Source organism: Agrobacterium sp. 22-226-1, from assembly GCF_053522345.1.
In genome coordinates this window covers 111554-124330 of record NZ_JBNWCP010000007.1, presented here as the reverse complement: position 1 = coordinate 124330, position 12777 = coordinate 111554, and the positions used below count along the sequence as shown (strand labels likewise).

Below are 12777 nucleotides of genomic sequence, written 5' to 3'. Positions count from 1 at the left end.
GAGTACCATTTTAATTCACAAGGTAGGTCCATGCACCACAAGACCTTTAAATCCAATATCGGTTTTCCGGAGTCCGGCAAGGATTCCGACACGTTCATCGACCTCGACCGCCTGTGGGCCGCCGTGGTGCGTCGTGCCAATGTCATTGCCGCTTCGGTCATCGCCGCCGTGGTTCTGGCCGGCCTTTATCTGGTGCTTGCGACCCCCGTTTACACCGCGATGACGCAGGTGCTCCTGGATGAGAGCCTTTCCCGTTATGCGGAAGAGGAATCGCCGGTGCCCGCCGCGCAGATCGTCGACAACCGCATCGCCAGCGCCGTGGAAATTTTGAAATCCAAGGAAATGGCGCTGACGGTGGTAGACAAGGCCAGGCTCGATGAGAACGACACCATCGTCAATCCGCCGATGTCGCCGGTCGAACTCGTCAAATCCTCCGTGCGTGGCATTCTCGATCTCGTCCTGCCGGGCGATCCGCCGGTCTCCGAAGCCGCAATCCGCGCCGGACGCCGCGAAAAGGCCGCTGCCGTTCTGCAGCAGTCGCTGACGGTGGAACGTGTCGGCCGCAGCTCGGTCATCGCCATTTCCACCCGCTCGACCGACCGGCAGCTTGCCGCGCAGATCGCCAAGACCTATGCGCAGGCTTACCTTACCGAACAGCTGAACGCCAATTTCGACGCCAGCGAACGCGCCTCCGTCTGGTTGCAGGAACGCATGACGGACCTGAACCAGCGCGCCCAGGCGGCTGAACTGGCAGTACAGAAATTCAAGTCGGACAACAACATCGTCTCCTCGCGCGGCGAGCTGATGTCCGAAGGCCAGCTTGCCGACCTGAACGGCCAGCTGATCGCCGCGCAGGCCGATGCCGCGACGGCCTCGGCCCGTTACAACCAGTATAAATCGATCATCGACCGGGGACCGGATGCGGCCGTCGACAATGCCGTCGTTTCCGCCCGCGATACCGACAATTCGGTCATTCAGGATTTGCGCAAACGCTACATCACCATTTCCGATCGGCAGCAGGGCATCGTCCAGCAATTCGGCGCCGACCATCCGCAGGCGGTCGCGCTGGACGCCGAGAAGAAAGAGGTTTCGCGGCAGATCTATCAGGAACTGCAGCAGCTTACCGGCAGCCTGAAGAACGAATACGACGTCACCAATTCCCGCGTACAGTCGCTGCGCGACAATATCGACCGGGTGGCAGGCCGCAATTCAGAGGCCAACATCACCATGGTCCAGCTGCGCGAACTCGAGCAGCGGGCAACGGCGTTGCGCACCCTCTACCAGTCCTATCTTGGCCGCTTCGAGGAGGCTTCCCAGAAGCAGTCGCTGCCCATCGCCAAGGCGCGCATCATCTCCGAAGCGGGCCTGCCGACATCGCCTTCCAGCCCGAAAAAGACCATGACCATGGCGCTTTCGGTCGTTCTCGGCCTGATGCTGGGCGGCGGTATCGCAGCGCTTCTCGAATTCCGGGATCGCTTCTTCCACACCGGCAATGATGTGCGTGACAATCTGCGCATGCGTTTTCTCGGTTACCTGCCCTTCATCGGTGAAAGGGGCGTGGAAAACGCCAAGGCGGGCAACAGCGCCGCCACCCCCGGCGGCGAGAACGCCACGCTTGACGAAAGCGGACAGGTCTCGTTCCAGAAAATGCTGCGCCTTGCCGTCGACAGCCCGCGCTCCAGCTTTGCTGAGACGCTGCGCAACGTGAAGCTGACGGCGGATGTCGTCATTCAGGAGCGCCAGTGCCGGGTCATCGGCGTCATTTCCTGCCTGCCGAACGAAGGCAAGTCTGTCGTGGCGCTCAATCTCGCCGGGCTGATCGCCTCCACCGGCAAGCGCACGCTGGTGGTGGATGCGGATATCCGCAATCCCGGCCTCAGCCGCATGCTGACGACACGGCAATCCGCCGGCCTCGTCGAAGTGGTGCTCGATGAAGTTCCGTGGACGCAGGCGGTGAAGGTGGATACGCGCACGAAAATGGGCATCCTGCCGGTTTCCACCAGCAACCAGTTCGCCCATTCGAGCGAACTGCTCTCCTCCTCCGGCATGCGCAAATTCATCGACTCCGCTCGCGAGGCCTGCGATTACATCATCGTCGACCTTGCACCCGTGGTTCCCGTCATCGACGCCAAGGCCTTTGCGCCGCAGGTGGACGGTTTCGTCTTCGTCACCGAATGGGGCAAGACGCCGATCCAGATGGTGCAGAACCTGATGGCCAACGAACCGCAGATCGCCAACAAGACGCTCGGCATCGTGCTGAACAAGACCGACATGACGGAATTGCAGCGTTATGCCGGCCCCGGCGGTTCGGAGCATTATCACGAGAAATTCTCGGCCTATTACGGCGATGCGAAGCCGCCGGTAAAGGAAGATGCGTAATGGTGGAGATTTAACAGGCCGGTTGCATCCACACTCCGTCACCCCGGCCCCCGAGCCGGGGTCCAGCCAGCCCAAGTCCTTGGGCTGAAAAGAAGTCTTGGCGCCGCGCAGACGCGCGGCGGCTGGATGCCGGATCTAGTCCGGCATGACGGAAGAATCACAAATTCCCCCATTCCACCCATGGTATTGCCCGCCGAAATTGCGCATTGATGGCGTGAAGCTAAAATCGCAAGCAGGATCAGTCCCATGCCATCACCCATCGCCTTTGTTTCACGGATGACTGCGGAAACGGAAGCCGTCTGGAAACAGGCGCTGCGCGCCGCCATGCCGCAGGAGGACATCCTCTCCTTTTCCGAGTTGACGGACGAGCAGCGACAGGCGGTGGATTTCGCCATCGTCGCCAATCCCGATCCGGCCGATATCGCGGCACTTCCGAGCCTCAAATGGATCCACAGCCTGTGGGCGGGTGTCGAGCGGCTGGTGCTGGAACTGGGCGATAAGGCTCCCCCCATCGTTCGGCTGAAGGACCCTGAGCTTTCCCGCGTCATGGCCGAAGCCGTGCTGGCATGGACCTATTACCTGCAGCGCGACATGCCCGCCTATCGCGAAAACCAAAAAAAGGCGCTCTGGCAGGAGCTGAACTATCGCCACCCCGGCGAGATGACCGTCGGTCTCCTCGGCCTCGGAGCGCTCGGCACGGCTGCGGCGGAACGCCTTATCCATGCCGGTTTCAACGTTGCAGGCTGGAGCCGCTCGGCCAAGGCGATAAAGGGCGTGGAAACGTTGACCGGCGATGACGGGCTGCAGGCATTGCTGGAAAAGAGCGACATTCTCGTCTGCCTCGTGCCGCTTACCGATGCGACGCGCGGTCTTCTCGATGCCGGCCGTCTCGCTGCAATGAAACAGGGCGCGGCACTCATCAACTTCGCCCGCGGTGCCGTCATCGTCGCCGATGAACTGATTGCGGCACTTGATTCCGGCAGGCTTTCGCACGCCGTTCTCGATGTCTTCGAGCAGGAGCCGCTGCCCGCCGCTTCCGCCTTCTGGCAACACCCCAAAGTTACGGTCCTGCCGCATATTTCCGCGCCGACAAGCCGGGAAAGTTCGGCCCGGATCGTCGCCGGCAATGTTCGCACATGGCGGGAAACGGGCGGGCTGCCGGAGACGGTCGACATGGCCCGCGGTTACTGAACGGCGGCAAGGCGGCCTATTCGGCCGCCACCGACTTGCCCGTATGGGCCTGTTCAACGGCGGAGACGATCTGCTGTTCGTCATAGGGCTTGGTCAAGAGAACCGCGCTTGCCGGCGCTCCTTCCGGCAAATGGCTGTCCCCCGTCGCAAACACAATGGCAAGCCCCGGCTTGCGGCGCAGGGCCTCCACCGCCAGTTCGCCACCCTTCATGTCCGGCAGGCCGATGTCGGTGACGAGAACGTCGATCTGATCCGCTTCGATAGCCTTCAGCGCCTGCGCCGCATTTCCGGCCTCGACGACGGCAAAGCCGCTCTCCGAGAGCATCTCCGTCGAATTCATCCGGATCAACTCGTCATCCTCGACCAGAAGAACGCGTATGGACCGGTTTTGATTTTCGACCGCCCTGACCGGTTCGGAAGGTTTCGAAGAACCCGGCGCCGATGTCGGCCGCGCTCTCGACAGCGACACCTGTTTGCGGTTGGCGATCACATGGCGAATGCGCCGCGCCAGCGCTTCGCGCGTATAGGGTTTGGAAAGCAGTTCCACCCCGGCATCCAGCTTGCCGCCATGCACGATGGAGTTTTCGGTGTAACCCGAGGTGAAGAGAACGGCGAGGTTGGGCAGCCGTTCCTGCGCGCGGCGCGCCATTTCCCGGCTTTTCAACGGTCCGGGCATCACCACGTCGGTAAAGATGACATCGATCGGAATGCCGCTTTCCACCACCGTCAAACCGGCCTGCGCATCGCGGGCGGTCAGCACGCGGTAGCCGAGATCGCTCAAGGTCTCGACGACGGTGTTGCGCACTTCCTCGTCATCTTCCACCACAAGAATGGTTTCCGTGCCGCCCTCCACGGGGCCGGTCGGCATCACCACTTCCCTGTCCTCATCGGCGGCGGAGCGCGGCAGATACATCTTTACCGTCGTGCCCTGCCCCACCTCGCTATAGATGTTGACGTGGCCGCTGGACTGTTTCGCAAAACCATAGACCATCGAAAGCCCAAGACCGGTGCCCTTGCCTTCCGGTTTTGTCGAGAAGAACGGCTCGAAGACCTTTTCGAGAATTTCCGGCGACATGCCAGAGCCGGTATCAGTGACGGCGAGCATCACATATTGCCCCGCCGAAACTTCCGAGTGCTTGCGGGCATAATCGCGGTCGAGTACCGCATTTCCGACCTCGATGGTCAGCTTGCCCTGCCCTTCCATGGCATCGCGCGCATTGATGGCCAGATTGAGAAGAGCGTTCTCCACCTGGTTGGGGTCGGCATAGGTGTTCCAGAGACCGCCCGAGGTGATGACCTCCACCTCGATCGCCTCGCCGAGCGAGCGGCGAAGCAGATCGTCCATGCCGGTTACGAAACGGGCGATGTTGATGACGCGCGGCTCCAGCGCCTGGCGGCGGCCGAAGGCCAGAAGCTGGCTGGCCAGCTTTGCGCCGCGATGAACGCCGGCAAGCGCGTTTTCCAGCCGCCGCTCCGCACGTTCATTGCCGATCACATCCTTCGACAGCAATTGCAGATTGCCGGCGATCACCTGCAGCAGATTGTTGAAATCATGCGCCACGCCGCCGGTGAGCTGGCCGATGGATTCCATTTTCTGCGCCTGCTGTAGCGCCTTTTCGGTCTGGCGGCGCTCGGCCATTTCCGCCTCGACACGCGCCTCGAGGCTCTCGTTCAATTGCCGAAGCTGCTCTTCCGCCCGGATGCGGTGACGAATTTCGCGCTCGAGATTGCTCGCATGTTCCTTGAGGGTGTTTTCGGCCCGCCGCTGTTCGGTGACATCCGTATGGACACCGACCCATTCGGCAATGGCGCCGGCCTTGTCGAAAATCGGCACGCCACGGATCGCAAAAGTACGGTAGACGCCGTCATGGCGGCGCACCCGATGTTCCCAGATATAGGTCGACTTTTCCGCAACCGCTTTGTTCCAGCTGTCGACAGACCCCTGCCTGTCCTCGGGATGGACCGCGTCCGCCCAGCCAAAGCCCTGATAGTCTTCCGGCGTCTGGCCCGTCAAAGCGCTCCAGGCGGGTTGCTCGCCCAGCATCATTCCTTCGGCGCTGTTGGTCCACAGCACACCGTGCACGGCATCCACCGCAGCACGGAATCGATTGTTGCTGATGAGGATTTCCCGCTCCGAGCGCTTTCGCTCCTCGATATCGATGATCAGCACATAGATGCCGTCGATGGAGCCATCGGCAATGTAACGCGGAACATAGCGGATTTCGGCGGCGCGCGTGCTGCCGTCCGGTCTGCTGATCACGGTATCCGAAACGATCTTCTCACCGCTGAGTGCGCGGTCGAGATAGGCCCTGCGGGCCTCGAAAAACGCCTCGCCGACGATTTCGGGAACGCTGCGGCCGATCACTTCCTCGGCGCGGCGACCGAACCATTCCAGATAGCCGTCATTGGCGAATTTATAAACGTAATCACGGTCGACATATCCGACCAGAATGGGCAGGGCATTGGTAAGCCGGCTCAGTTCCTTGCGGCTCTGTTCCAGCGCCTCCACGGCCTTCACCTTGTCGGTATTTTCAAGCACGGTGCATAAAACGCCGTCTACCGTGCCGCCCTCATTATAGATCGGCGTGTAGAACAGATCGAAGATCACCTCTTCCGGCAGGCCATGCCGCATCAGCGTCATCGGCTGGTCGCGATAGGCCATGACCTCACCGCGAAAACCGGCTTCGAGAATGCGGCTGTTCCAGTCCCATATTTCCGGCCAGATGCCGGGCACGGTTCCGCCCAGCGCCTGCGGGTGATAATTGCCGGCGATCTCCGCATAGCCGTCATTGTAGATCATCACATGATCCCTACCCCACATCAGCACCTGCGGAATGGGGGAATTGACGACGGAATTGGCTTTCTGCCTCAGATTTTGCGGCCAGTCGCAAATAGGACCGAGCGATGTCTTCGACCAGTCGAAGCGGCGCACAAGCTCACCCGTTTCACCGCCACCGATCGGCCATACCGGCGCAGCACCAAGATTGGTCATTCAACATCACCACAAAAACCGAGAGAAAAACTCCCGTAATACAGCACGGGATAAAAGTCCAAGAAAACAAAAACTTCCCTTTATTGTTCCCGGCCTTTTTTTTAAATTTCGAAAAAGTTCCATTCGCGCGAAATATCCGGACGCAGTGCCGGAACGGTGACGCGAATTCGGTATCCCGACACCGCAGATCTGGAGATCACATCCGCCAGACCGGATAATTGATTGATAATTGCCATCCTCAATACGCCAGAATCTGCCGCAAACGGAACGGCCACAAAGGAATTATTAAGCCTCAATACGGGCGCTGGCGGTCGCGGTGCCGTCAGCGCCCGGGTCTTCGCCACACCGCGACCAGAGGGAACAACAATGAAAATACTTTTGGGTGCCACAATTCTTTCCGCCGGCTTCGCCTTTTCAGGCGGCGCGGCCTATGCCGCCGACTGTGGAAACGTGACGATCGCCAGCATGAACTGGCAGTCCGCCGAAGTCGCCGCCAATCTGGACAAGCTCATTCTCGAAAAGGGCTACGGATGCTCCGCTGAAATCGTCACCGGCGACACCGTGCCGACTTTGACCTCCATGGCCGAAAAAGGCCAGCCGGATATCGCGCCTGAGGCATGGGTCAGCCTGCAGCCGGAAATCGTCAAGCAGGGGCTGGAAGGCGGCAAGGTCGTTGCGGCCGCCAAGATCCTCTCGGATGGCGCGGTCCAGGGCTGGTGGATTCCGAAATATGTCGCCGACGCCAATCCCGATCTCAAGACCATTCCGGACCTCTTCAAACATCCCGAACTCTTCCCCTCGCCCGAAGACAAGTCGAAGGGCGCCGTGTTCAACGGCCCGCAGGGCTGGGGCGGCACTGTCGTCACCGCGCAGCTTTTCAAGGCTTTCGGTGGTGAAAAGGCCGGCTTCACCCTCGTCGACACCGGCTCCGCCGCGGGTCTCGACGGCTCCATCGCCAAGGCTTACGAAGCCAAGCAGCCTTGGGTCGGTTATTATTGGGCGCCCACCTCGCTGCTCGGCAAATATGAGATGGTGAAGCTCGGTTTCGGCGCCGACTACGATGCGGCTGAATGGAAGCGCTGCACATCCGTCGCCGACTGCGCGGACCCGAAGCCGAACGCATGGCAGGTGGATGACGTGCAGACGCTGGTGAGCAAGACCTTCGCCGATCGTGCCGGCCCGGCCATGGACTATCTGAACAAGCGCGCCTGGACCAACGACACCGTCAACAAGCTGATTGCCTGGATGACGGACAACCAGGCGACCGGTGAAGATGGCGCCAAGCACTTCCTGAAGGAAAACGAGGCGCTGTGGACGGGCTGGGTATCTCCTGACGTCGCGGAAAAGGTCAAGGCCGCCCTTTAAAAGCCGGTCCCTGCATATCTGCCCGGCAAACGGCGTCCGCCAGCGGCGACGCCGCGCCCGCATCGGCCCTGGAATGCCTCCCGGCTTTCCGGTGACGATGCGCCGGTTCAACAGAGCGTTCCGCCCTGCGTCCTGACGGATGCGCGGCGCTCTGACGATTTTACTCCCGGAGCGCGGAGGATATCGATCCCCGCCTCCGGTTCGTCATGGAGAACAGGATATGGAATGGCTTTTCAAATTTCCGACCATGAATGACGATGCTCTGCGCGCGCTGAAAAAAGTCATCGACGAGGGGTTCCGGGCTTTCACCCGAACCTATGGCGGCGCAATCGAGGGGTTGTTTACTCCCCTTCAGAGCTTCCTCATCTGGGCGGAAAGGCTTTTGATCGGCGCGCCCTGGCCGGTCGTTATTCTTATTGTCGGCGCGCTTGCCTGGTTCGGCAGCCGCAGCGCCACCATTGTTTCGCTCTGTTGCGGCATTCTCTTCGCCATCGGCTGGTTCGGCATGTGGGAAGACACGATGAAGACGGTCTCGATGATCTTCGTCTGCGCCGTGCTGTCCATCGTCGTCGGCCTGCCCATCGGCATCGCCATGGCGCGCTCCAACCGCCTGCAGAGCGTGGTCAATCCCGTTCTCGACGTGATGCAGACGATGCCGAGTTTCGTCTATCTCATTCCCGTCGTCATGCTGCTCGGCATCGGCCGTGTGCCCGGCGTCATCGCCGTCGTCATCTACGCCATTCCGCCGATGATCCGGCTTACCAATCTCGGCATTCGCATGGTCGACCGCGACGTGCTGGAGGCGGCGGACGCCTTCGGCTCTTCGAAGCGCCAGAAGCTTTTCAAGGTGCAGCTGCCGCTTGCCCTTCCCACCATCATGGCCGGCATCAACCAGACCATCATGATGGCGCTTGCCATGGTCGTCATCGCCTCCATGATCGGCGTGCAGGGCCTTGGCCAGCCGGTGCTGAAGGCCATCGCCAACCAGTATTTCACGCTCGGCGTGTTCAACGGGCTTGCCATCGTCGGCATCGCCATCATCTTCGACCGCATCAGCCAGGCCTATGGCCTTCGCCTGCAAAAACACCGGGAAGTGGCGCATGGCTAGTCAATCGATCGAAATTCGCAGCCTCTACAAGATTTTCGGCCCCAGGGCAGCCGACTATGTCGAACCCGTCAAGGCCGGCATGTCCAAGGCGGATCTCAACGCCAAACATGGTCATGTGCTCGGCCTGCGGGATATCAACATCACCATGCCGGGCGGGCAGATCACCGTCATCATGGGCCTTTCCGGCTCCGGCAAATCGACACTGATCCGCCACGTCAACCGGCTGATCGACCCGACTGCCGGCGAAATCCTTTATGGCGGCACGGACGTGTGCCGCCTCAACGAAGCAGATCTGCTGGAGTTTCGCCGCCACAAGACGGCGATGGTGTTCCAGAAATTCGGGCTGCTGCCACACCGCAACGTGCTGCAGAATGTCGTCTACGGTCTCGAAGTGCAGGGCGTCGACAAGCGCGAGCGGGAGGAAAGGGCGGAAGTCTGGATCAGGCGCGTGGGGCTGGAAGGCTTCTCCAGCCATTATCCGAACCAGCTTTCGGGCGGCATGCAGCAGCGTGTGGGTCTGGCGCGGGCGCTGACCAACAATGCCGAAATCCTTTTGATGGACGAAGCCTATTCGGCGCTCGATCCGCTCATTCGCGTCGATATGCAGACGGTGCTGCTGGAACTGCAGAAAGAACTGAAAAAAACCGTGGTCTTCATCACCCACGATCTCGATGAAGCGCTGCGGCTGGGCGACAAGATCGCCATTCTGCGCGACGGCGAGATCATCCAGCAGGGCACGGCGGCCGAAATCGTCATGTCGCCGGCCGACAGCTATATCGAAGCCTTCGTGGAGGAGGTCAATCGCGGCCGGGTCATTCGCCTCGGCGCCATCGTCCAGCCGGAATTATCCGGCCAGTCACGACTTCAGCTCGATGCGGATATGACGGTCGAAGAGGGCCTGCGTGCGCTCGTCCGGGAAAATGTCAGCAGCGCCACGGTCGTCGGAGAAAACGGCAAACCGCTTGGCGCCGTCACCACTGACGCCATCATGCGCTGCCTCGTCAGGACCGCACATGGTGAGGAAGCAGGGACGGCTGAACGCTTGTCAGGCTAAGCTTTCAAGCCACGCGGCCATGCCCTTGGCAGCGGCCCTGCCGGTGGCGAAACAGGCGGTCAAGAGATAACCGCCGGTCGGCGCTTCCCAATCCAGCATTTCCCCGGCGGCAAATATGCCGGGGAGCTTTTCCAGCATGTAGTTCTCATCGAGACCGCTCCACGCGACGCCACCGGCGGACGAAATTGCCTCGGCAATCGGCCTCGTCCGCAAAAGCGGTATCTCGGCATGTTTTATTCTCGCGGCGACGAACTCATCCGGCATGGCCGCGATGTCGGGAAAGATTTCCCGCAGAAGCCCGACCTTCACAGCCGATAAGCCGGCCGCCTTGCGCATGCGATTTGCAAAACTCTCCTTCCGCCCGAGTTTCGCCAGATCGCGGCTGAGTCGTTCCACCGTACGTCCCAGCGCAAGATCGATTGCGAGCGACACTTTGCCCACCTCTTCCAGCCGGTCGCGCAGCGCGGCGGAATGAGCATAGATCACGCTGCCCTCAATACCATGCTTCGTGATCACGAATTCGCCCTGAAAGGCTCCGGCCGGCGAAATGGTGATGGTGGATTTCACCGCTTCACCCGCAAAACGAGCGCGGAAGGTATCGCTCCAGTCAACGTCGAAACCGCAATTGGCGGGGCGGAACGGGGAAAACGCCACGCCTTTCTCCGCCAGCGCCGGAACCCACGCGGCATCGGAGCCAAGACGCGGCCAGCTCGCGCCGCCGAGCGCCAGAAGAACGGCATCGGCCTTGATGGTGATCTCGCCCTCCGGTGTCGCGAAAACCAGGTGCTCACCGGAAAAACCCGTCCAGCGATGCCGTGTCCTGATGGTCACCCCCTGCACCTCCAGCCGAGCAAGCCATGCCCGCAACAACGGCGAGGCTTTCATGACGGAGGGAAACACCCGGCCCGAGGTGCCGACGAACGTTTCCTGCCCCAGTCTCTGCGCCCAGTCGCGCAGCATATCCGGCGTGAAATCATCGAGAGCGGCGCGCAGGCTCGGTGCCGCATCGCCGAACCGGTGACGGAAGCTGTCGTAATCTTCGGCATGGGTGATGTTGAGGCCGGATTTTCCGGCCATCAGCAATTTACGCGCCACGGTCGGCATCGCCTCGAACACCGTCACGGCATGGCCTGCGGCCGAAAGCATCTCGGCCGCCATCAGCCCCGCCGGTCCGCCGCCGATAATCGCGACCTGCCTCACCTCGCTCAAAACCCTCTCCATCGCCATCTTCGCCATTCCGAGCCTTATACCGATTTCCGCATGCGAATATATGCGATATTGAAACGCCCATGTTCACGCTCGACCGACCCGTCACCTTTTCGCAGGATATCAAGAAAAGCCGCTTCATCGCCTTCGCCGCGCCGGTGACGGGCGAAGAGGATGCGAAAAACTTTCTGGCGGCGCATTCCGATCCGGATGCGAACCATAATTGCTGGGCATGGCGAAGCGGCCAGACCTATCGTTTCAGCGATGACGGCGAGCCTTCGGGCACGGCCGGGAAACCGATCCTTCAGGCGATAGACGGTCAGGCGCTGGACAATGTCGCCGTTCTCGTCATCCGCTGGTTCGGCGGCATCCTGCTCGGAAGCGGCGGGCTGATGCGCGCCTATGGCGGCACGGCGGCGGCCTGCCTGCGGCTTGGCGAAACCTCACCCGTCATCGCCTATGTCAGCGCGACTTTGAGCTGCCCCTTCTCCGATCTCGCGCTGGTGAAATCGCGCCTTTCCGCCACACAGAACCTGCGGGTGGAAAAGGAAGATTTCAACGGAACCGGCGCGGATATGCTGCTCTCGGTTCCGGCCGAAGAAGCCGAACGGCTCACCCGTCTTCTCAGCGACCTGACCAGCGGGCGCGTCAATTTGCATATTCCCGAATAGAGTTTTTTCGCTTTTCTTCGAATCGCGAAAACACTCTAACTCTTTGTTTTGGCGCATTTCCGGACGGAAAACCGGGGTCCACTTTTCCTGGAAATGCTCTAGCGTCTGTCCGAATGCGCAATTCGTGCTAAGGAAGCGACATGTCATCCGAGCTTTCCAACCCCGTCTATCATCCGCCACTCGACCCCTGGCTCACCATCGTGCACCGCGACGACGATCTGCTGGTGCTCGACAAGCCAAGCGGGCTTTTATCGGTGCCGGGGCGCGATCCCGCGCTTTCCGACAGCCTCATGACGCGTGTGCAGAAACAGTTCCCGAAAGCGCTGATGATCAACCGGCTGGACAAGGACACATCGGGCATCGTGCTGATGTCCCTGAACCGCAAGGCGCATGCGGCGATTGCGTCGCAGTTTGAAAACCGCCAGACGCGCAAATCCTATGTCGCCATTGTCTGGGGAGAGGTTGCGGGAGAAGCGGGAGAAGTGGACCTGCCGCTCGCCATCGATCCCGAAAACAAGCCCCGCCACCGGGTCGACCACGAGAGCGGCAAGCCGGCACAGAGCCTTTGGCGGGTGCTGGAGCGATTGCCGCTTCCGGCAACGCGGCTGGCGCTGACCCCCCTTACCGGCCGCACCCACCAATTGCGTGTGCATATGAAGGCGCTTGGCCACCCCATTCTCGGCGATGAATTTTATGCCGAAGGCGAAGCGCTTGCCGCCGCGCCGCGGCTGATGCTGCATGCGCAGGAGGTCGGGTTCCGCCATCCCGATGGCCGTGACGTCACCTATACCGTACCCTGCCCGTTCTGAGG

Annotated in this window: 10 protein-coding genes; 7 read left to right on the top strand and 3 right to left on the bottom strand. The window is 61.1% G+C overall.

Annotation, left to right across the window (positions count from 1 at the left end; translation table 11 throughout):
- Positions 1-30 precede the first annotated feature (30 nt).
- Both ACQZ5K_RS14205 and ACQZ5K_RS14200 read left to right on the top strand, forming a co-directional pair.
- Complete coding sequence (locus ACQZ5K_RS14205; protein WP_059755898.1) at positions 31-2379, top strand: polysaccharide biosynthesis tyrosine autokinase; 2349 nt, start codon at positions 31-33, stop codon at positions 2377-2379.
- 246 nt (positions 2380-2625) lie between these two features.
- On the top strand, positions 2626-3570 hold the full coding sequence (locus tag ACQZ5K_RS14200) for a 2-hydroxyacid dehydrogenase (protein ID WP_174058405.1): 945 nt from the start codon (positions 2626-2628) through the stop codon (positions 3568-3570).
- 16 nt (positions 3571-3586) lie between these two features.
- Here the strand turns inward: ACQZ5K_RS14200 and ACQZ5K_RS14195 are convergent, their stop codons facing one another.
- Both ACQZ5K_RS14195 and ACQZ5K_RS14190 read right to left on the bottom strand, forming a co-directional pair.
- On the bottom strand, positions 3587-6562 hold the full coding sequence (locus ACQZ5K_RS14195) for a PAS domain-containing protein (protein ID WP_080853882.1): 2976 nt from the start codon (positions 6560-6562) through the stop codon (positions 3587-3589).
- A gap of 101 nt (positions 6563-6663) precedes the next feature.
- On the bottom strand, positions 6664-6951 hold the full coding sequence (locus tag ACQZ5K_RS14190) for a hypothetical protein (RefSeq protein ID WP_174058404.1): 288 nt from the start codon (positions 6949-6951) through the stop codon (positions 6664-6666).
- On the opposite strand from ACQZ5K_RS14190, the gene ACQZ5K_RS14185 reads away from it, so the two are divergent.
- The 3 genes from ACQZ5K_RS14185 to ACQZ5K_RS14175 all read left to right on the top strand — a co-directional run bounded on the left by ACQZ5K_RS14185 (position 6929) and on the right by ACQZ5K_RS14175 (position 10089).
- Entirely contained in the window at positions 6929-7927 is a 999-nt protein-coding gene (locus tag ACQZ5K_RS14185) for an ABC transporter substrate-binding protein (RefSeq protein ID WP_035263625.1), read from the top strand. The two genes, ACQZ5K_RS14190 and ACQZ5K_RS14185, sit on opposite strands and share 23 nt — an antisense overlap.
- A 220-nt stretch (positions 7928-8147) precedes the next feature.
- Complete coding sequence (locus tag ACQZ5K_RS14180) at positions 8148-9035, top strand: ABC transporter permease (protein ID WP_035263623.1); 888 nt, start codon at positions 8148-8150, stop codon at positions 9033-9035.
- The gene (locus tag ACQZ5K_RS14175; RefSeq protein ID WP_174058403.1) at positions 9028-10089 is read left to right on the top strand and encodes a quaternary amine ABC transporter ATP-binding protein; all 1062 of its coding nucleotides are present in this window, start codon (positions 9028-9030) and stop codon (positions 10087-10089) included. Before ACQZ5K_RS14180 ends, ACQZ5K_RS14175 begins: the two co-directional genes overlap by 8 nt.
- Here ACQZ5K_RS14175 and ACQZ5K_RS14170 read toward each other — a convergent pair.
- A complete protein-coding gene (locus ACQZ5K_RS14170) occupies positions 10081-11325 on the bottom strand; it encodes a TIGR03862 family flavoprotein (protein ID WP_174058401.1) in 1245 nt (414 codons plus the stop codon). The two genes, ACQZ5K_RS14175 and ACQZ5K_RS14170, sit on opposite strands and share 9 nt — an antisense overlap.
- A 53-nt stretch (positions 11326-11378) precedes the next feature.
- On the opposite strand from ACQZ5K_RS14170, the gene ACQZ5K_RS14165 reads away from it, so the two are divergent.
- Positions 11379-11966 (top strand): IMPACT family protein, encoded by a 588-nt coding sequence (locus tag ACQZ5K_RS14165; protein WP_174058400.1) that lies wholly within the window; start codon positions 11379-11381, stop codon positions 11964-11966.
- Between the two features lie 140 nt (positions 11967-12106).
- On the top strand, positions 12107-12775 hold the full coding sequence (locus ACQZ5K_RS14160) for a pseudouridine synthase (RefSeq protein ID WP_174058399.1): 669 nt from the start codon (positions 12107-12109) through the stop codon (positions 12773-12775).
- Positions 12776-12777 lie beyond the last annotated feature (2 nt).

Bases quoted from the DNA above. Each gene is read 5' to 3' on its own strand.
- ACQZ5K_RS14185 (WP_035263625.1), top strand. From the start codon at position 6,929: ATGAAAATACTTTTGGGTGCCACAATTCTTTCCGCCGGCTTCGCCTTT.
- ACQZ5K_RS14160 (WP_174058399.1), top strand. From the start codon at position 12,107: ATGTCATCCGAGCTTTCCAACCCCGTCTATCATCCGCCACTCGACCCC.
- ACQZ5K_RS14195 (WP_080853882.1), bottom strand. From the start codon at position 6,562: ATGACCAATCTTGGTGCTGCGCCGGTATGGCCGATCGGTGGCGGTGAA.
- ACQZ5K_RS14170 (WP_174058401.1), bottom strand. From the start codon at position 11,325: ATGGCGAAGATGGCGATGGAGAGGGTTTTGAGCGAGGTGAGGCAGGTC.
- ACQZ5K_RS14175 (WP_174058403.1), top strand. From the start codon at position 9,028: ATGGCTAGTCAATCGATCGAAATTCGCAGCCTCTACAAGATTTTCGGC.
- ACQZ5K_RS14180 (WP_035263623.1), top strand. From the start codon at position 8,148: ATGGAATGGCTTTTCAAATTTCCGACCATGAATGACGATGCTCTGCGC.
- ACQZ5K_RS14165 (WP_174058400.1), top strand. From the start codon at position 11,379: ATGTTCACGCTCGACCGACCCGTCACCTTTTCGCAGGATATCAAGAAA.
- ACQZ5K_RS14205 (WP_059755898.1), top strand. From the start codon at position 31: ATGCACCACAAGACCTTTAAATCCAATATCGGTTTTCCGGAGTCCGGC.
- ACQZ5K_RS14200 (WP_174058405.1), top strand. From the start codon at position 2,626: ATGCCATCACCCATCGCCTTTGTTTCACGGATGACTGCGGAAACGGAA.